Raw genomic sequence first — 17,731 nt, 5'->3', positions numbered from 1 at the left:
ATCCGGCCGGGACGGGAGGCCCGAGCGCGCATGAGTGTCGAGCGCATCATCGAAACGCCCGATTGCGTGGCCGAAGGCGCGCGCTGGCTGGCCGCGCGCGAGCCGCGCTTTGCGGCGGCGCTGCGCGAAACCGGGCCGCTGCCGCTGCGCCGCCGCCCGGACGGGTTCGCGGCGCTTCTCGGCGCCATCGTCAGCCAGCAGCTTTCGGTGGCCGCGGCCGAGGCGATCTGGGCGCGGATGCGGGCGGCGGGGCTGACGGCGCCGGGGGCGATCCTGCAGGCCGAGGACGAGGAGCTTCGCGGTCTCGGGCTGAGTCGTCAGAAGATCCGCTATGCGCGGGCTCTGGCCGCGGCGGGGATCGATTTCGCCGCGCTGCGAGAGGCCCCGACCGACGAGGTCGTGCGCCGCCTTGTCGCGGTCCCCGGCATCGGCAGCTGGACCGCCGAGATCTACGCCATGTTCAGCCTCGGCCGGGCCGACGTGTTCGCGCCGGGCGATCTGGCGCTGCAGGAATCGGTGCGGATGCTGTTCGAGCTGCCCGAACGCCCGCGGGAACGCACGCTGCGGCGCATGGCCGAAGACTGGTCGCCGTGGCGGTCGGTTGCGGCCCGGCTGCTGTGGTCCTATTACCGGGTTGCACGAGGCAGGGAAGGGATCAGATGACGCGCGTTCTGAAGGCCGGCCGCAAGGGGCCGCTCTCGGGCACGACCCGCTCGGTCGTGGTTTTCGTTCATGGCTATGGCGCCAACGGGGCCGATCTTCTGGGGCTGGCCGATCCGCTGGGCGAACACCTGCCCGATACGCTGTTCGTGGCTCCCGACGCCCCCGAATCGGTGCCCGGAATGCCCTTCGGCTACCAGTGGTTCCCGATCCCGTGGCTGGACGGCTCGTCGCCGGAAGAGGCCGAACGCGGGATGCAGGCGGCGGCCGAGGACCTCAACGCCTTTCTCGATGCGCTGATGGTGGACGAGGACGTGCTCCCCGAGCAGGTGGTCCTGTTCGGTTTCTCGCAGGGGTCGATGATGAGCCTGCATATCGCCCCGCGCCGCGACGATCCTGTGGCCGGCGTGGTGGCCTTCTCGGGCCGCCTGCTCAACCCCGAGGCGCTGGCGCAGGAGGTGAAGGTGCGCTTTCCGGTGCTGCTGGTGCATGGCGATCAGGACGACATGGTGCCGATCCAGTCCCTGCCCGAGGCGGCCGAGGCGCTTCAGAAGGCCGGGTTCAAGGATGTCTATGCCCATGTGATGAAGGGCACCGGGCATGGAATCGCCCCCGACGGACTCGGTGTCGCCCTGGCCTTCATGCGGGACAAGCTTGGGTTGTAAGGTGATTCGCGGACAATCGCTGTAAGGGCGCAGAATCGTTTCCCGTCAGCGGGCAAAATCCGGAAAATTTCCCGAAAATGCGCGCTTTCCTTGCGGGTGCAGAAAATGACGCGATATAGCGACAGCATCAATTCTTTTTCATGGGAAGATGGATATGCCCGTCATTATCGTTGGCATGGTTTCCATGTTTGTCAGCCCGCAGGTTGGTATTTTCGTGATTGTTCTGGGTGTCATGCTGTGGACCAGCGTCAAGAGCCGCAAGCGGATGCGCGGCGCGGACAACATGCGCGAACCTGATCCGGCCCGCCGGCCGCCTGCCGAAGGCCCCGCCGTTCGCAAGGAACCACTTACCGCACAGTCCACGCGAAATCCGGGGTAGGCCCGGTTCCGCCCCACAACATGCAGGGGCGGCGGCGTATCAGCCGTCCCGTCTCCGGCACCTGCCCCTGGGGCATTTGGCGAAGAACCGGACAGTCCCTTCCTCTTGCTCCAAATACTCCCGCCGGAGGCACGCGCCCGGTGACGGGCGCGTTCCCGCCCGGCGCGCGTCGCCACCGGGGCGGCGGGTGGTCCCGGCGTTGTAACGGGATAGTCGTGGCCGGGGTTAGGCGGGTTTTCGGGGTCGCCGCGCCGGTTCGATCATGCCGGTGAGAGAGATGAGGCCGGCCTGGAGGGACATCCCGGCTGCGGCGACCCGAATGCCTGCGGGGGGTCAATTGCCCTTGCCCGTTTTCTGCCACATTCCCGCCATGATTGGAACCATTCATGCCGGAAACAGTGGCGATGCAATCCGGAAACGATCGGCTGGAGCATGTCGCCTTCATTCACATTCACACGACATGCTCCACCCCCTTGTTTTCGCATGTCCGAGAAGCTCGAAACCGGTTCCCGCTTTTGAGCGGCATGCTCTATTGCCGCCAGTCCGGCTCGCGTTTTTCGAGGAAGGCGTTGATGCCTTCTTCGGTATCTCGGTAGAGCATGTTCTCGACCATCACCTCACCGGCATAGGCATAAGCCTGTTCGACGGGCAGTTCGACCTGCTGGTAGAAGGCGCGCTTGCCGATGCGCACCGCCGCGCCAAGCTTGGCCGCCAGCGTATCGGCCAGTTGGCGGGTTTCGCGCTCGAGATCCTCGGGGGGAACGACGCGGTTGACCAGGCCCAGCGCCTCGGCGCGGGTGGCGTCGATGAAACGGCCGGTGGTCAGCATCTCGAAGGCCTGCTTGCGCGGGATGTTGCGCGAGAGCGCCACCATCGGGGTGGAGCAGAACAAGCCGATATTGACCCCGTTGACGCCAAAGCGCGTACCCTCGGCCGCGACTGCCAGATCGCATGAGGCCACCAGCTGGCAGCCGGCGGCGGTGGCGATGCCGTGGACGCGGGCGATCACCGGCTGCGGCAGTTCGCGGATGGTCAGCATCATCCGCGCGCAGCGGTCGAACAGATCCTTGAAATAGGCCCTGCCGCCATCCTCGGCCTGCCGCCCGGCGGTCATCTCCTTCAGGTCATGGCCGGCGCAGAAGGCCTTGCCCGCGCCAGAGAGGATCACGGCGCGGATCGAATCATCCTTCTTGAGCGCATCGAACTGGGCCTGCAGGGCGGCCAGCATCTCGTCCGACAGGGCGTTCAGCCGCTCGGGCGCGTTCATGTGCAGATGCGCAACCGCGCCGGTGTCGTTACGTTCCAGAATTGCCATCTTGCTCTCCTCGCGTCTTGCGGTGCAACTCTAGGGGCGACGGGAGGAAAGGAAAAGCATGACTCTGGCGATGAATGCGGACGAGGTCATGGACTACATGGCCGAGGTGTTTCCGCAGGTGCGCGACGATTTCACCATCGAGCGGCTGGACGAAACCTCGCTGACCATGCGGCTTCTGGTCGATGAGCGCCATTTGCGCCCGGGGGGCACGGTTTCGGGGCCGTCCATGTTCGCGCTGGCCGATTGCGCGGTCTATGCGATGGTGCTGGCCCGGGTCGGACGCAAGGCGCTGGCGGTGACCACCAACTGCTCCATCGATTTCATGCGCAAGCCCGCGGCCGGGCGCGACATCCTTGCCGAGTGCCGCCTTCTGAAGCTGGGTCGGGTGCTGGCGGTGGGCGATGTCCTGCTGTTTTCGGACGGGCAGGCCGAGCCGGTCGCACGGGCCACGCTGACCTATTCGATTCCGCCGCGCTGAGCGGGCAGGCCCGCGGCCGGGGGCTCTGCCCCCGGACCCCCGGAGTATTTTCCGGCAAGAGGAAGGGGTGGTGGAGTTGTTTCGCGCCGGGTTCTGCTACGGGATCAGGCGCTGCACCCAGGGGGGCAGGGCGAAGGCTGCCTTGTGCACCTCGGGGGTATAGTAGTCCGTGTCGATGCCGGCGGCCGCGAAGCGGCGGGCGAGTTCTTCCAGCGGCGCGTGGCGCGCTTCGCCGTCCGTGCCCCAGCCGAAGGCCATCGGTCCGCCCGCGTAGGTCGGAACGGTGGCCAGGTAGCAGGTGGCATCCGCGAACAGCGCCTTGAAGGCCCGCATGGTGTTGGTCAGTTCCTCGCCCTGCAGGAAGGGCACGCCGTTCTGGGTGACGAGGATGCCGCCGGGGATCAGCGCGCGCCGGGCATGGCCATAGAAGCTGTCGGTGAACAGGACTTCTCCGGGGCCGATCGGATCGGTGCTGTCGATGATGATGATGTCGAAGCGCTCTTCGGTCGTCCTGATGTATTCGGCGCCGTCCGCGATCACCAGGTCGAGCCGCGAGTCGTCGAAGGCGCCCCGGGAGAGCATCGGCAGGTATTGCTTCGAGAACGCGATCACGCCGGCGTCGATCTCGACCATGGTGACCCGTTCGATCGAGGCATGGCGCAGCACCTCGCGGGCCATGCCGCCGTCGCCGCCGCCGATGATGCAGACCCGCCGCGCCGCCCCGTGGGCGATGATCGGCACATGGGTCAGCATCTCGTGATAGATGAAGTTGTCGGCCTCGGTGGTCTGCACCACGTCGTCGAGCGTCAGAATGCGTCCGAAGGTGGGGTTTTCGAACACCTTCAGGCGCTGATGGTCGGTGCGGCTGTCGTAAAGCAGGGTTTCGACCCTCAGCGATTGCGCGAAATCCTCGTGCAGCGGTTCGGTGACCCAGTCGCCGGGAAGTCCCTCGATCTTCATGCCGCGACCCCCCGTTCGCCGATCAGCCCGGCGCCGCGGCGCAGTTCCTGCACCCGCACGTCCTGGGTGGCGAAGGCGGCCTTGAGCACATCCACCGCGCGCCAGGGGTCAGCATCGCCGCACATGAACACGTCGAAGGCGCCATAGCCGATCTCGGGCCAAGTATGCACGCTGATGTGGCTTTCGGCCAGAACCGCCACGCCCGACACGCCCTGCGGCGTGAACTTGTGGGTGTGGATGTGCAGCAGCGTCGCCCGGCATTCGGCCACGCAGTCGCGGAAGGCCTGTTCGATGCGGGCCGGATCATCCAGCCCGTGGCCGTTCACCACCTCGATGATGAGATGGGTGCCGGCGAAGACCTCGCCGTCGCGGCAGATGAAATGATCGTCCCGATCTGTGGCGAACAGCTCGCCTTCGGTTGCAGACCCGGTATTCACGGCACAGGTGCCGCGGGTATCTTCTTCCGCTTGGGCGCCAGTCTCCAGACCGATCCCCAGTTGGAAGAGGTTGGCGTCCTTCATGGCGCTCCCCTTCGTTCCAGCAGATGACAATCCAGACGGTCCCTTAGCGCCCCCCCGATTTCTCCCGGGGTTGGGATCGGTCCCGCGATGTGGGGCGCACATAGGGCGGCGATGCGAGTCGCGCAAGGATTTTCTTGCAGCGAGGGGCGGATTTTTCGACCCGCACCGGGCGGAGGGAAATCGGCGGTCGGGCGCCGACCGGCGGGCGGAACGGACGCTCTGGTTGACCTTGCCGGCGGGCTTGGCTGTAACCCGTGAGAAGGCCCGCACAGGCGGGCGTGGGAAAAAGGGATGAGGCCGGATCATGACTGCACGCGCAACGACGATCGAGAAGATGTGGAAAAGCTGGAAGTTTCGTCATCTCGGGGCGCTGGCGCTGGCCGCGCTTCTGGTCTGGGGGTTTGCCGCATTGCGCCCGGAATGGTCGCCGATGCATCGCTGGAACCGGGCCTTCGGGGATGCTTCGCTGATACTTGTGGCGGTGGTGATGTCGCTGGGGCCGCTGTCGCGGCTGTGGCGACCGGCCACCGCGGCGCTGCCCTGGAGGCGCGAGCTGGGCATCTGGGGTTTCCTCGCCGGGCTGGTCCATGCCGGCTTCATCCTGTTCGGCTGGGTCGAGCTGGAATGGCAGCGCCTGTTCGGCTTCGAGTTCCACCCGCAGCTGATGCAGTATGTGATGTTCGACAAGGGCTTCGGCCTGGCCAATGTCATCGGGATTCTGGCGCTGATCTACGGGCTGGTGCTGTCGGTGACCTCGAACGATGCCTCGCAGCGCTGGCTGGGCATGTCGGTTTGGAAGTTCCTCCAGCAGGGGGCCTACATCCTGTGGGCGCTGATCCTCGCCCATACGGCCTATTTCCTCTACATGCATTTCCTCGATTTCCACCGCCGCACGCCCGAGCCGAACCTGCTGCAATGGCCCTTCGCGCTGCTGGTACTGGCGGTGTTCGTGCTGCAGAGCGCGGCCACCTGGCGGACCTGGCGGCAGGGCGCGCGGCGGCGGGTGGTCAGCGGATAGCGGGCTGGCGCGGTCGTTCGGATATGGGGTAAAATGATACCTATAACGCAAGCGCATGAAAACGCTTGATTAAATTCCTGTTGTGTCGCTTGACCCGGCGCGGCGCTGGGGTATAACGCTGCAATCGAATTCCGGCGGGTGCGGATCGTGCCCGCCTTTCACGACACACAGGACCGAGAGAGCCGATGAAAACCTATTCTGCAACGCCTGCAGACATCGACAAGAAGTGGATCCTGATCGACGCCGAGGGCGTCGTTCTGGGCCGTCTTGCCTCGATCGTCGCAAGCCGCCTGCGCGGCAAGCACAAGCCGACCTTCACCCCGCACATGGACATGGGTGACAACGTGATCGTCATCAATGCCGACAAGGTGCAGCTGACCGGCCGCAAGCGGGAGGAGAAATTCTACTGGCACACCGGCTATCCGGGCGGGATCAAGTCGCGCACCAAACAGCAGATCCTGGAGGGCGAGCACCCCGAGCGCGTGGTCATCAAGGCGGTGCAGCGGATGCTGCCCAAGAACCGCCTGAGCCGCACGCAGCTGGGCAATCTGCGCGTCTATGCCGGGGCCGAGCACCCGCACGAGGCCCAGAAGCCCGAAGTTCTGGACGTGAAGTCCATGAACCCCAAGAACACCCGGAGCTGATGAACGATGGCTGAACAGATCAATTCCCTCGAAGAGCTGGGCGCCGTCGCCGGCGTTGAAACGCAGGCCGAAGAGGCCCCCGCACGCGAACCCGTCCGGGACGAGCTTGGCCGCTCCTACGCCACCGGCAAGCGCAAGGACGCGGTGGCCCGCGTCTGGATCCGCCCCGGATCGGGCAAGGTGACCGTGAACGGCAAGGACATGAGCGAGTATTTCGCCCGCCCGGTGCTGCAGATGATCCTGCGCCAGCCGTTCCAGGTGGCCGGGGTCGAGGACCAGTTCGACGTGATGGCCACCGTCAAGGGCGGCGGGCTGTCGGGGCAGGCCGGCGCGGTCAAGCACGGCATCTCCAAGGCGCTGCAGCTTTACGATCCCGGCTTGCGCCCGGCGCTGAAGGCGGCCGGTTTCCTCACCCGCGACAGCCGCGTGGTGGAGCGGAAGAAATACGGCAAGCGCAAGGCGCGGCGGAGCTTCCAGTTCTCCAAGCGCTGATCGCGCGTCCTATTCGCGACAGGTGTTCACGCGGGGGCTGCGCACGGCGCGGCCCCTTTCGCATGCGGGGCCGCCTTCGCGGGCGGCTTGCAACGCCGGCGCCGGCGGGCTAGCCAGACGCCATGCTTTCGATTTTCGATCAGGGGCCGCCGTCGCCCTGTCCGTCGCCGTTCAACCTGGCGGCCCATGTGCTGGGACAGGCGGATGCGCTGGCCGACAAGGTGGCGCTGTCCATCCTTCGCCCCGACGGCACCGATGACTGGACCTATGCCCGGCTGCAGGAGGCGGTGCGCGGCACCGGCACCGGGCTGTTGCGGGCGGGGCTCGCGCCGGGGCAGACCGTGCTCTTGCGGTTGGGCAATACGGTGGATTTCCCGATCGCCTATCTGGGCTGCATTGCCGCCGGTCTGGTGCCGGTGCCAACCTCGTCGCAGCTGACCGCCGCCGAGACCGCCGACATCATCGCCGATCTGCGCCCGGCCGCGGTGCTGCGCGACGAAACGGTGGCCTGCGCCGCCCATCCGCGCCAGATCGGGCTGGAGGAGCTGGCCGCCATGCGCACATTTGCGCCCTGCGACTGGGAGATGGGCGACCCCGAAAGGCTGGCCTATGTGGTCTATACCTCGGGCACCTCGGGCAGCCCCCGCGCGGTGGCCCATGCCCACCGGGCGATCTGGGCACGACGGATGATGTTCGACGGCTGGTACGGGCTGGGGCGTGCGGACCGGCTGTGCCACGCCGGAGCCTTCAACTGGACCTATACGCTGGGCACCGGGCTGATGGATCCCTGGACCTTGGGCGCCACCGCGCTGATCCCCGCGCCGGGCACGGCGCTTGCCGATCTGCCGGCCCTTCTGCAACGACATGAGGCGACGATTTTTGCAGCCGCTCCCGGTGTTTACAGGAAGATATTGAAGTCGTCCGGCAAGATCGACCTGCCGCGCCTGCGCCATGGGCTGAGCGCCGGGGAGAAACTTTCCCCCCATCTGCGCGCCGCGTGGCGCCGCGCCACCGGCACCGAATTGTACGAGGCCTACGGCATGTCCGAATGTTCCACCTTCATTTCCTCCAGCCCCGACCGCCCGGCGCAGGGCGATGCGCTGGGCCGGCCGCAGCCGGGGCGCCGGGTGGCGATCATCGGGGCCGACGGGAACCCCGTGCCTCTGGGCGAGGAGGGCACCATCGCTGTGCACGGGCGCGATCCCGGGCTGATGCTGGGTTATCTCAACGCCCCGGAAGAGATGGCCGCGCGGATGTGCGGCGCGTGGTTCCTCACCGGCGACCAGGGGCGGATGGATGCCGAAGGCCGGATCTTCTTCCTCGGCCGCGATGACGACATGATGAATGCCGGCGGCTACCGGGTCTCGCCGCTCGAGGTCGAATCGGTGCTGTCCGCCCATCCGGGGATCGAACAGGTGGGCGTGGCCGAGGTGCGGGTGAAGCGCGACGTGACGATCATCGTCGCCTTCTATACCGGCCCCGCGCCACTGGACGAGGCCGAGCTGAACGCCTATGTGGGCGCAAGGCTGGCCCGCTACAAGCAGCCGCGCGCCTGGCGATACCTGCCGGCATTGCCCACCGGCGCCAACGGAAAACTCCTGCGCCGGGCCTTGCCCGCCCATTTCGAAAGCAAGCCCGCATGACAGCCAAGACCGTCAAGCTCGACATCCTGTCCGACCCGATCTGCCCGTGGTGCTATATCGGCAAGACCCAGCTGTTCCGCGCGCTGGAGGCGGTCCCCGACCACCCGTTCGAGATCGAATGGCATCCCTTTCAGCTCAATCCCGACATGCCGCCCGAGGGCATGGACCGCAGGGAATATCTCGAAGCCAAGTTCGGCGGCCGGGAAGGGGCGGTCAAGGCCTATCTGCCGGTGATGGAGCAGGCCGAAAGGCTGGGGCTGAAGATCGATTTCGAGGGCATGAAACGCACGCCGAACACGCTGGATGCGCACCGGCTGATCCACTGGGCCGGGATCGAGGGGCGGCAGACGGCGGCGGTGGATGCGCTGTTCCGCGCCTATTTCAACGAAGGCCGCGACATTGGCGATCGGGACGTGCTGGCCGACATCGCCGACGGCATCGGCATGGACGCATCCGTGGTGCGGCGCCTGCTGACGTCGGATGCAGACCGCGAGGAGATCCGCGCCCGCGATGCCCACAGCCGCAAGATGGGCGTGCGTGCGGTGCCCACCTTCATCGTCGCCGGCCGTCACGCGGTGCCGGGCGCGCAGCCGCAGGAGCTGTGGGAAAAGGTAATCGCCGAGATCAGGGAACAGCTTGAGGAATGAAACCGCTTCGGCCCAGAACGATTCTGCTGAGCATGATCGTCATCCTCGCCTCCGGCACCGTCTTCTTCCGCTATGTGGAAGGATGGGGCTGGGTCGATGCCTATTTCTTCACCGTGGTGACGGTTTCCACGGTGGGGTATGGCAACATCGTTCCGGCCACCGACCTGGGCAAGATCGGCGCCACCCTTTTCATCTTTTTCGGGCTGGGGGTGTTCGCCCTTTTCATCCACCAGTTCACCTATTTCAACATGCTGCGCCGCGAAAAGCAGACCGAGTGGCTGTTTGCCATGCTCAACCATCTCAACGGGCGCCGGGCCGAACCCGAGGTGGCCAACGAGGACGACGTGCCGCTGCCGGAGAAGACGCCTGACGACATGGGCTGACAGATTCTGCACAGAAGTCTGTGCGCGGATGCAGATGGCAGGGGCGGGCCTGTCGTGCTAGCGCAGGCACAGCAGACAGGAGCCTTCATGCAGAGCCGGATGTCGAAACCGGAATTCATCGCGCTGATCGCGATGATGTTCGCCACGATCGCGTTTTCGATCGACTCGATGCTGCCGGCGCTGCCCGAGATCGGGGCCGAGCTGAGCCCCGAAGACGTCAACCGCGCCCAGCTGATCCTGACCGCCTTCGTTCTGGGCATGGGGCTGGGCACCTTCTTCACCGGCCCCCTGTCGGACGCCTTCGGGCGCAAGCGGGTAATCGCGGCCGGTTCGGCCATCTACGTGGCGGCGGCGCTGCTGGCCTGGGCGAGTTCCTCGCTCGAGGTGGTGCTGGCGGCGCGCGTCCTTCAGGGGCTGGGGGCGTCGGCGCCGCGGGTGGTGGCGCTGGCCATCGTGCGCGACCTTTACAAGGGCCGCGAAATGGCGCGGCTGATGTCGATCGCCATGATGATCTTCACCATCTTCCCCGCCATCGCGCCGGCGCTGGGGGCGGGGATCATCGCCTTTGCCGGCTGGCGCGGGATCTTCATGGCCTTCGTGCTGTTTTCCGCCGTCACCATGCTGTGGATGGGGTTGCGGCTGGACGAATCCCTGCCGCCCGCACGGCGCCGACCTTTCCGCCTGCCGCTGCTGTGGGGGGCGGTGCGCGAGATGGTGGAGCACCCCACGGTGCGGTTGTCGATCATGGTGCAGACGCTGAGCATGGGCATGCTGTTCACGATGCTGGTGATGGTGCAGCCGGTCTATGACGTGATCTACGGGCGCGCCGACAGTTTCCCGTTCTGGTTCGGCGCGGTGGCGCTGGTGTCGGGCAGCGGGTCGGTGCTCAATGCCTGGCTGGTGGTCCGGCTGGGGATGCGGCGCATGGTGACCTGGTCGATGGCGGCGCAACTGCTGATCTCGGCCACGGTGCTGGGGATGTCGCTGGCCGGGCTGGGGGCGTTCTGGGTGTTCGTGGCGTGGCAGTGCAGCGTGTTCTTCATCGCCGGCACCACGCTGGGCAATCTCAATGCCATCGCCATGGAGCCGATGGGCCATATCGCCGGCATGGCGGCCTCGGTGATCGGGGCGATTGCTACGGTTTCGGCCGCCGCGATCGTGTCTCCGATCGGGTTGATGTTCGACGGCACGCTGCTGCCGCTGGCCGGTGCCATCCTGGGGATGAGCGCCATCGGCCTTGCCCTGATGCGGCAGATGGCGCGGGTCGAGGCGCGGCTTGAGCCCTGAGGCGGGTCAGTCCTCCTGATACCACCAGACCTCCGGCAGGAAGCCCAGCCGGTCGCCATAGACGGGGAGGCGCTCGGGATAGCGCAGCTGCCGGACATGGGCGATGCGTCCCACGTCCTGGCGCCAGATCGGAATGACGTAGCGCCCTGCCGTCAGCACCCGGTCCAGCGCGCGCACGGAGGCGACGAAATCCTCGCGCGTGGTCGCGGCCAGCATGGCGTCGATCATCGCCTCGGCGGCGGGTGAATCCATGCCCATCAGGTTGCGCGAACCCGGCTGCGTCACCCCCGCGCGCCCCCAGTAGAGGCGCTGTTCGTTGCCCGGGCTCAGCGACAGGTCGCGGCGAAAGCTGGTCATGTCGAAATCATAGGAGGCCTCGCGCGCCGCATACTGGGCGCCGTCCACCTTCTCCACCGTGACGGCGATGCCCAGACGCTTCAGCGCGCGGGCATAGATATCCACCACGCGCTGCATTTCGCCCGCGCCTTGCCGCAGCAGCACGGTGAAGGCGAAGGGCCGCCCCTGCGCATCGCGCAGCACCCCGTCGCGCACCTGCCAGCCGGCCTGTTTCAGCAACCGCATGGCGCGGCGCAGATTGGCGCGGTTGGCCCGGCTGCCGTCGCCGCGGGGCAGGGAATAGCCCTCCAGCGCGCCGGGGGGCAGGCTGTCGGCGAAGGGCTCCAGCAGCGCGCGCACCCGTCCCGTGGCCGGGCCCGGCCGCATGGCCAGCTCGGAGTTGGAGAAATACGAGGTGATGCGCGGCTGCACCCCTCCGGTGACCGTCTCGTTGATGTATTCGAAGTTGAAGGCAAGGATCATCGCCTCGCGCACACGCCAGTCGTCGAAGGGCGGGCGGCGGGTGTTCATCACCAGCCCGGTCATCCCCGAGGGGCGCCCGTGCGGGATCTCGGAGAGCACGATGTCGCCACGGCGGACGGCGGGGAAGTCATACTGGCTTTGCCAGCGTTCGGCGTTGAATTCGCGGATCACGCTCAGCTGGCCGGCCTTGAAGGCCTCGAACAGCGCCGTGCGGTCGCCGAAGAATTCGATCCGGATTTCATCGAAATTCCCGGTGCCCCGCCGCAGCGGCAGCTCGCGCCCCCAATAGTCCGGATTGCGCCGCAGGGTGACGAAGCGGCCCGGCTCGAAGTCGCTGACCACATAGGCGCCGGTTCCGATGGGGACGGGGTCGAAGCCCGACCGAGTGAAGTCGCGCCCCTGCCACTGGGCCTTTTTCAGGATCGGGCGCAGCCCGGCGATCAGCGCCAGTTCCCGGTTGTTGCCGCGAAAGCTGATCCGCAGGCTGCGCGGGCCGGTCGCCTCGATGCTTTCGATCTGCGTCCACAGGCTGCGATAGCGCAGGTGCCCTTTCGTGCCGAGGATCTCGTAGGACCAGATCACGTCCTCCACCGTGACCGGCGAGCCGTCCGAGAATCGGGCCTCGGGCCGCAGGGTGAATTCGACCCAGGAGCGGTCCGGCGCCGTGCGAATCGATTCGGCCAGAAGCCCGTAGAGGGTGAAGGGTTCGTCCCATGATCTACCCATGAGCGATTCGTAGGACCAGAAGCGCAGCTGCCAGGGCGGGTTGCCCTTCTGGACGAAGGGGTTGAGCGAATCGAATCCGCCGGTGTTGCCGAAAACGATCCGCCCGCCCTTGGGCGCGTCCGGGTTGACATAGGGCAGGGACACAAAATCCGGTGGCAGGGCAGGCTTGCCATACATAGCTATGCCATGGAGTGATCCCGCCCCTGATTCTGCGCGCGCGAATCCGGTGGTGCAGATCGACGCGCCTGCGAGGATCAGCGCCCCGATCATGTGGAAAAAAACGGTGCCCATCTTGGCAACAATCCCGCTCGGCCCTTGTTTTGTTGGGGCTCAGGCTAATGGTCGTTTCACGTCTTTTCAAACTTTTAGCTTGGAGAGTGGCGCGGAATTGCTTATAAAGGGGGCACTGCTCGATAGGTTTCTTGCCTGTATGAAACCTGCCTCAATAACTTGACGCCCGCCTCGCGCGGGCGTTTTTTTGTCCGGGTTTTCGTCCGGCTGCCACGGGTCTGCCCGGACCGGGCGCTTTCGGCATTTTCCGTTTTCTTTGCAGGTGCAGCATGGCAGGGTGCGCGCGGACAGGAACTGCTGGAGGTATCGCCATGTCGCTTGCGGGAAAGACCGCCGTCGTCACCGGCTCCAATTCGGGTATCGGCCTCGGGATCGCGCGCGCGCTTGCGCAGGCCGGCGCGGATGTGGTGCTCAATTCCTTCACCGATGGCGAGGAAGATCATGCGCTGGCCGCGTCGATTGCCGAGGAATTCGGCGTGAAGGCCCGCTATGTCCGGGCCGACATGTCCCGGGGCGAGGACTGCCGCGCCCTGATCGAGAAGGCCGGCGCCTGCGACATCCTGGTGAACAATGCCGGCATCCAGCATGTTGCTCCGATCGACGAATTTCCGGTGGAGAAATGGGATGCGATCATCGCCATCAACCTGACTTCGGCCTTTCACACCACCGCCGCCGCGCTGCCCCTGATGCGGGCCGCGGGCTGGGGACGGATCGTCAACATCGCTTCGGCCCACGGGCTGACTGCCTCGCCCTTCAAGGCGGCCTATGTGGCGGCCAAGCATGGCGTGGTCGGGTTGACCAGGACCGTGGCGCTGGAGACGGCGGAGGAGCCGATCACCTGCAATGCGATCTGCCCGGGATATGTGCTGACCCCGCTGGTGGAGGCGCAGATTCCCGACCAGATGCAGGCCCATGGCATGGACCGCGACCGGGTGGTGCGCGAGGTGATGCTGGCCCGTCAGCCATCAAAGCAGTTCGCCACCGTCGAGCAGATCGGCGGCACGACCGTCTTCCTGTGTTCGGACGCGGCCGAGCAGATCACCGGGACCACAATCAGCGTGGATGGCGGCTGGACGGCGTTGTGATCCGGCCTTTTGGGCGGGGCGCCTGAGCCGGCCCTTGCGTATCCTTTCGCGGGGGCGCTGCCCCCGCACCCCCGGAGTATTTGGGGCAAGAGGAAGGGAAGGGTGCGCCGAGCGGGCAGTGCGGTTTTCCTTGCGCCTTGCGGGTCGGGCTTTATGCTGCTGCGGCGAAGGAGGAATGCCGCAGTGCAGAACAATCCGCATGTCACGCTGATCACGCCGGGCGCGCCGATTGCCGCCGACACTCATGGCGGGCGGGCCAAGTGCCTGCAGCGGCTGATCCGGCTGGAATTGCCGGTGCCCCGCACGGTTGCCTTGTCCTTCGATGCGGTGCGCCGGATCGGCGAGGGGGAGCTGCCCGATATCGGGGCCATTCTCGAACAGTTCGAGCCGGGCACGCTACTGTGCGTGCGGCCCTCGTCGGAAGATCCCGACTGGGGCGGGCCGCGGGCGGTGCTCAATATCGGCATGAATGACGCGGTCTATGTGGAGGTGAGCGAAACGCTGGGGCAGGAGGCGGCAGCCACGATCTACATGCGCTTCGTTCAGTCCTATGCGGTTCACGTGGCGCGGCTGGACCCGGACGTGTTCGATCACGTGGTCGCCACCGGGCCGGTGGGGCTGTCGGAGACGCTGTTTGCCTACCAGGAGGAGACCGACGAGCCCTTCCCCCAGGATCCGGGGGTGCAGCTGGCCGGGGTGCTGCGGTCGATGGCGCGGGCGTGGCAGGGCACCACGGCGCGGCTTCTGCGCCAGGCCAAGGGGGCGCCGGCCGATGCCGGGCTGGGGCTGGTCATCCAGGAAATGGTGCCGGGCTACGGCCGGGGCGAGTGTGGGTCGGGCGTGCTGCAGCTGGTCGATCCGGTGACGGGGATGCCGCAGATCACCGGCCGTTATCTGAGCCAGAGCCAGGGCCGCGATGCGCTGGGGGTCGGCTCCGGGGCGCTGTATCTGGAACGCGACCCGCGCGGCCCGTCCCTGGAGGAGGTGGCGCCCGAGGCCTTCGCCCGTCTCAAGGCCGATGCGGCGCTGATGCGCGAACGGTTGCGCGAGGAAATGCAGGTGGAATTCGTGATCCGGGACGGCGAGGTACATATCCTCGACGGGGTTCGCGTGGCCCGCAGCGCCCGCGCCGCGTTGCGGATCGTGGTGCGTCTGGCCGAGGACGGGATCATCACCCGCCAGGAGGCGCTGATGCGGATCGACCCGCATTCGCTGACCGAGCTTCTGCACCGCCAGGTGGACCCCGAGGCCGAGCGCGACGTGATCGGCACCGGCATCGCTGCCAGTCCCGGCGCTGCCACCGGGCGGATCGTGTTTACCGCCGCCGACGCCCAGGCCGCCGCCGCCCGCGGCGAAGCCTGCATCCTGGTGCGTCGCGAGACCTCGCCCGAGGACGTGCGGGGGATGCATGCGGCCGCCGGGGTGCTGACCGAACGGGGCGGCATGACCAGCCATGCCGCCGTGATCGGGCGCGGGCTGGGGCTGCCCTGCATCGTCGGGGCCTCGTCCATGCGCTTCGACGTCAACGAACGCCGGCTGATCGCTGCTGACGGGCGGGTGTTCACCACCGGTGACGTCATCACCATCGACGGCAGCTCGGGCCAGGTGCTGGCGGGCCAGCCGGCGATGCTTGAGGCCGCGCTTGACGATGCCTTCCAGACCTTCATGGGTTGGGCCGATGCCGAGCGCGACATCGGCATCCGGGCCAATGCCGACACCCCGGCCGACGCCCGCACGGCGCGCAATTTCGATGCCCAGGGGATCGGGCTGTGCCGCACCGAGCACATGTTCTTCGAGCCCGGCCGCCTGACCGTGATGCGCGAGATGATCTTCGCCGAAACCAGCGCCGGGCGCGAGGCGGTGCTGGCCCGGCTGCTGCCCATGCAGCGCGCCGATTTCGTGCAGCTCTTTCGCATCATGGAAGGGATGCCGGTCTGCATCCGCCTGTTCGATCCGCCCCTGCACGAATTCCTGCCCACCACCCGCACCGGGCTGCGCGAGATGGCCGAGGCGCTGGACCTGCCGGTTTCGGACGTGATCCGCCGGGTCGAGGCGATGCGCGAATACAACCCCATGCTGGGCCTGCGCGGGGTGCGGCTGGGCGTAACCCTGCCCGAGATCTACGAAATGCAGGCGCGCGCCATTTTCGAGGCCGCGCTGGAAGCCAGCCGCGACAGCGCCCCGGTGGTGCCCGAGATCATGCTGCCGCTGGTGTCGGCGCGGCGCGAGGTGGAGCTGATGCAGGCGCGCATCGACGCCGTGGCCGCGGCTGTCCGGGCCGAGCAGGGGCGGGACTTCACCTATCGCCTCGGCGTCATGGTCGAAACTCCGCGCGCGGCGCTGCGGGCGGGCGAGATCGCGCCGCATACGGCCTTTCTCAGCTTCGGCACCAACGACCTCACCCAGATGACCTATGGTCTGTCGCGCGACGATGCCGGGCGGTTCATGTCCGCTTATGTCAGCAAGGGCGTCTTTGCCGAAGATCCGTTTCACGTGCTCGACATCGAGGGGGTCGGAGAGCTGTTGAAACTGGGCGCCGCGCGGGCGCGCGAGGCGCACCCCGGTCTGACCCTGTCGATCTGTGGCGAACATGGCGGCAATCCCGAATCGATCGCCTTCTGCCGCAGCGTCGGATTCGACTACGTGTCATGTTCTCCGTTCCGGGTTCCGGTGGCGCGACTTGCTGCCGCACAACTGGCGATCGCCCACAAGATCGGGGGTGAAGTATCTTCCTGATACCTCGATCTTGTGGGGGCAAGCCGTCGCATGCTTGCAAGGGCGCCCCGCCGGGCCCGGCGCAGGACCGCCGCGGCAGCGCGCTTGCGGCCGAAGCGCTGGACGCGAAGCCCCTCTTGCAGTACATCCGCCCCTGCGCTGACTGAACGAGGGGCCTGCGCGGGCCATTGTCCGTTGGGGGGCAAGATGAAAAGACTTCTGGCACTGACGGTCGTCCTGGCCGTCATCTCCCATTCGGGGGCGGCCGTTTCCGAACCCGAACGCACGGTTGCCGATGCCGGCGTGAAAGTGGCCTCGGCGGATGTCGGGGCCAGACGTCCGGGCGGCGGGCTCAAGGCGCTGCTGTCGCGTCTGATCGGGCGCAAGGCCGAACCGACGGTTCGCTTCACCCGCGAATGGATCGACGCCCAGCCCAAGGCCGAGGGCGGGCCGGAATGGGAATGCCTGACCCAGGCGCTCTATTTCGAGGCCCGCGGCGAATCCGTGAAGGGCCAGTTCGCGGTCGCCGAGGTGATCCGCAACCGCGTGAAAAGCAGCCGCTTTCCCGATACCTATTGCGGCGTGATCCGCCAGGGGACTGGCCGCAAGTACCAGTGCCAGTTCACCTTCCTGTGCGACGGCCGCAAGGAAGTGATCACCGAACCTGCGGCCTGGGAACGGGTGGGCAAGGTTGCGCGCGCGGTTCTGGATGGCGTTGACGAGGATCTGACCGACGGCGCGACCTATTATCACACCACTTCGGTGCGGCCGCGCTGGGCGCGCAAGTTCACCCGCACGGCGAAGATCGGCGTGCATGTCTTCTATCGCCCGAAGCTCCGCACGGCGAGCAACGGCTGACACCACCCGCGCGCGGTGACCGCCTGCACTCTCTTGCCGGCCATGACGCTTTCCGGCGCTGGTGCGGCGCACACGGGCCTGCTATAGCAGCGCTCCGCGCGCATTCTCGTGCCGGCATGCCGACGACATCACGCCTGTCAGCCCC

17 protein-coding genes and 1 pseudogene are annotated in these 17,731 nt (G+C 66.9%); 14 read left to right on the top strand and 4 right to left on the bottom strand.

What is annotated here, in order from left to right:
• The first annotated feature begins 30 nt into the window (after positions 1–30).
• The 3 genes from ACZ5CM_RS09320 (at position 31) to ACZ5CM_RS09310 (ending at position 1,704) form a co-directional block, all read left to right on the top strand.
• Positions 31–663, top strand: a complete 633-nt coding sequence (locus ACZ5CM_RS09320) for a DNA-3-methyladenine glycosylase family protein (RefSeq protein WP_464637927.1) — start codon at positions 31–33, stop codon at positions 661–663.
• On the top strand, positions 660–1,325 hold the full coding sequence (locus tag ACZ5CM_RS09315; RefSeq protein WP_464637925.1) for an alpha/beta hydrolase: 666 nt from the start codon (positions 660–662) through the stop codon (positions 1,323–1,325). The genes ACZ5CM_RS09320 and ACZ5CM_RS09315 overlap by 4 nt, the downstream gene beginning before the upstream one ends.
• A 154-nt stretch (positions 1,326–1,479) precedes the next feature.
• Positions 1,480–1,704, top strand: a complete 225-nt coding sequence (locus ACZ5CM_RS09310; protein ID WP_464637923.1) for a hypothetical protein — start codon at positions 1,480–1,482, stop codon at positions 1,702–1,704.
• Positions 1,705–2,233: 529 nt separating this feature from the next.
• Here ACZ5CM_RS09310 and ACZ5CM_RS09305 read toward each other — a convergent pair.
• Positions 2,234–3,028 (bottom strand): annotated as a pseudogene (locus ACZ5CM_RS09305) (enoyl-CoA hydratase); the annotation flags it as partial.
• A gap of 49 nt (positions 3,029–3,077) precedes the next feature.
• Between ACZ5CM_RS09305 and ACZ5CM_RS09300 the strand changes: the two are divergent.
• Positions 3,078–3,497 carry a PaaI family thioesterase gene (locus ACZ5CM_RS09300; RefSeq protein ID WP_464637921.1) on the top strand — a complete coding sequence of 140 codons (420 nt, stop codon included), beginning with the start codon at positions 3,078–3,080 and terminating at the stop codon, positions 3,495–3,497.
• Positions 3,498–3,593: 96 nt separating this feature from the next.
• Here ACZ5CM_RS09300 and speE read toward each other — a convergent pair whose 3' ends face one another.
• Complete coding sequence (gene speE, locus ACZ5CM_RS09295) at positions 3,594–4,457, bottom strand: polyamine aminopropyltransferase (RefSeq protein ID WP_464637919.1); 864 nt, start codon at positions 4,455–4,457, stop codon at positions 3,594–3,596.
• Positions 4,454–4,978 carry an adenosylmethionine decarboxylase gene (speD, locus tag ACZ5CM_RS09290; protein ID WP_464637916.1) on the bottom strand — a complete coding sequence of 175 codons (525 nt, stop codon included), beginning with the start codon at positions 4,976–4,978 and terminating at the stop codon, positions 4,454–4,456. Before speD ends, speE begins: the two co-directional genes overlap by 4 nt.
• Positions 4,979–5,282: 304 nt before the next feature.
• Here speD and ACZ5CM_RS09285 point away from each other — a divergent pair, with 304 nt between their 5' ends.
• The 7 genes from ACZ5CM_RS09285 (at position 5,283) to ACZ5CM_RS09255 (ending at position 11,092) form a co-directional block, all read left to right on the top strand.
• Complete coding sequence (locus tag ACZ5CM_RS09285; protein ID WP_464637914.1) at positions 5,283–5,996, top strand: ferric reductase-like transmembrane domain-containing protein; 714 nt, start codon at positions 5,283–5,285, stop codon at positions 5,994–5,996.
• A 185-nt stretch (positions 5,997–6,181) separates the two neighbouring features.
• Positions 6,182–6,640 carry a 50S ribosomal protein L13 gene (rplM, locus tag ACZ5CM_RS09280; RefSeq protein WP_464637912.1) on the top strand — a complete coding sequence of 153 codons (459 nt, stop codon included), beginning with the start codon at positions 6,182–6,184 and terminating at the stop codon, positions 6,638–6,640.
• Positions 6,641–6,646: 6 nt separating this feature from the next.
• Positions 6,647–7,132, top strand: coding sequence for a 30S ribosomal protein S9 (gene rpsI, locus ACZ5CM_RS09275; protein WP_464637909.1), 486 nt, complete (start codon positions 6,647–6,649; stop codon positions 7,130–7,132).
• A 122-nt stretch (positions 7,133–7,254) separates the two neighbouring features.
• Positions 7,255–8,775, top strand: a complete 1,521-nt coding sequence (locus ACZ5CM_RS09270) for a class I adenylate-forming enzyme family protein (protein ID WP_464637906.1) — start codon at positions 7,255–7,257, stop codon at positions 8,773–8,775.
• Positions 8,772–9,422, top strand: a complete 651-nt coding sequence (locus tag ACZ5CM_RS09265) for a DsbA family oxidoreductase (protein WP_464637904.1) — start codon at positions 8,772–8,774, stop codon at positions 9,420–9,422. The genes ACZ5CM_RS09270 and ACZ5CM_RS09265 overlap by 4 nt, the downstream gene beginning before the upstream one ends.
• Positions 9,419–9,805 (top strand): potassium channel family protein, encoded by a 387-nt coding sequence (locus tag ACZ5CM_RS09260; protein ID WP_464637902.1) that lies wholly within the window; start codon positions 9,419–9,421, stop codon positions 9,803–9,805. The genes ACZ5CM_RS09265 and ACZ5CM_RS09260 overlap by 4 nt, the downstream gene beginning before the upstream one ends.
• Positions 9,806–9,892: 87 nt before the next feature.
• Positions 9,893–11,092: a multidrug effflux MFS transporter gene (locus ACZ5CM_RS09255; protein WP_464637900.1), complete on the top strand. Its 1,200-nt coding sequence runs from the start codon at positions 9,893–9,895 to the stop codon at positions 11,090–11,092.
• Positions 11,093–11,098: 6 nt separating this feature from the next.
• Here ACZ5CM_RS09255 and ACZ5CM_RS09250 read toward each other — a convergent pair whose 3' ends face one another.
• Entirely contained in the window at positions 11,099–12,928 is a 1,830-nt protein-coding gene (locus ACZ5CM_RS09250; protein WP_464637898.1) for an extracellular solute-binding protein, read from the bottom strand.
• Positions 12,929–13,239: 311 nt separating this feature from the next.
• Between ACZ5CM_RS09250 and ACZ5CM_RS09245 the strand changes: the two genes are divergently transcribed.
• The 3 genes from ACZ5CM_RS09245 (at position 13,240) to ACZ5CM_RS09235 (ending at position 17,586) form a co-directional block, all read left to right on the top strand.
• The gene (locus ACZ5CM_RS09245) at positions 13,240–14,013 is read left to right on the top strand and encodes a 3-hydroxybutyrate dehydrogenase (protein ID WP_464637896.1); all 774 of its coding nucleotides are present in this window, start codon (positions 13,240–13,242) and stop codon (positions 14,011–14,013) included.
• Between the two features lie 153 nt (positions 14,014–14,166).
• Positions 14,167–16,749: a putative PEP-binding protein gene (locus ACZ5CM_RS09240; protein WP_464637894.1), complete on the top strand. Its 2,583-nt coding sequence runs from the start codon at positions 14,167–14,169 to the stop codon at positions 16,747–16,749.
• Positions 16,750–16,935: 186 nt separating this feature from the next.
• Entirely contained in the window at positions 16,936–17,586 is a 651-nt protein-coding gene (locus tag ACZ5CM_RS09235) for a cell wall hydrolase (RefSeq protein WP_464637892.1), read from the top strand.
• Positions 17,587–17,731: the final 145 nt, after the last annotated feature.

It is taken from the genome of Piezobacter thermophilus (genome assembly GCF_055386745.1).
The sequence above is the reverse complement of the archived record's forward strand: the minus strand, read 5'-3'. Positions and strand labels throughout refer to the sequence as shown.

Excerpts from the sequence above, each read along its gene's own strand:
- ACZ5CM_RS09320 (WP_464637927.1), top strand. The coding sequence starts at position 31 with ATGAGTGTCGAGCGCATCATCGAAACGCCCGATTGCGTGGCCGAAGGC.
- ACZ5CM_RS09315 (WP_464637925.1), top strand. The coding sequence starts at position 660 with ATGACGCGCGTTCTGAAGGCCGGCCGCAAGGGGCCGCTCTCGGGCACG.
- ACZ5CM_RS09310 (WP_464637923.1), top strand. The coding sequence starts at position 1,480 with ATGCCCGTCATTATCGTTGGCATGGTTTCCATGTTTGTCAGCCCGCAG.
- ACZ5CM_RS09300 (WP_464637921.1), top strand. The coding sequence starts at position 3,078 with ATGACTCTGGCGATGAATGCGGACGAGGTCATGGACTACATGGCCGAG.
- speE (WP_464637919.1), bottom strand. The coding sequence starts at position 4,457 with ATGAAGATCGAGGGACTTCCCGGCGACTGGGTCACCGAACCGCTGCAC.
- speD (WP_464637916.1), bottom strand. The coding sequence starts at position 4,978 with ATGAAGGACGCCAACCTCTTCCAACTGGGGATCGGTCTGGAGACTGGC.
- ACZ5CM_RS09285 (WP_464637914.1), top strand. The coding sequence starts at position 5,283 with ATGACTGCACGCGCAACGACGATCGAGAAGATGTGGAAAAGCTGGAAG.
- rplM (WP_464637912.1), top strand. The coding sequence starts at position 6,182 with ATGAAAACCTATTCTGCAACGCCTGCAGACATCGACAAGAAGTGGATC.
- rpsI (WP_464637909.1), top strand. The coding sequence starts at position 6,647 with ATGGCTGAACAGATCAATTCCCTCGAAGAGCTGGGCGCCGTCGCCGGC.
- ACZ5CM_RS09270 (WP_464637906.1), top strand. The coding sequence starts at position 7,255 with ATGCTTTCGATTTTCGATCAGGGGCCGCCGTCGCCCTGTCCGTCGCCG.
- ACZ5CM_RS09265 (WP_464637904.1), top strand. The coding sequence starts at position 8,772 with ATGACAGCCAAGACCGTCAAGCTCGACATCCTGTCCGACCCGATCTGC.
- ACZ5CM_RS09260 (WP_464637902.1), top strand. The coding sequence starts at position 9,419 with ATGAAACCGCTTCGGCCCAGAACGATTCTGCTGAGCATGATCGTCATC.
- ACZ5CM_RS09255 (WP_464637900.1), top strand. The coding sequence starts at position 9,893 with ATGCAGAGCCGGATGTCGAAACCGGAATTCATCGCGCTGATCGCGATG.
- ACZ5CM_RS09250 (WP_464637898.1), bottom strand. The coding sequence starts at position 12,928 with ATGGGCACCGTTTTTTTCCACATGATCGGGGCGCTGATCCTCGCAGGC.
- ACZ5CM_RS09245 (WP_464637896.1), top strand. The coding sequence starts at position 13,240 with ATGTCGCTTGCGGGAAAGACCGCCGTCGTCACCGGCTCCAATTCGGGT.
- ACZ5CM_RS09240 (WP_464637894.1), top strand. The coding sequence starts at position 14,167 with ATGCTGCTGCGGCGAAGGAGGAATGCCGCAGTGCAGAACAATCCGCAT.
- ACZ5CM_RS09235 (WP_464637892.1), top strand. The coding sequence starts at position 16,936 with ATGAAAAGACTTCTGGCACTGACGGTCGTCCTGGCCGTCATCTCCCAT.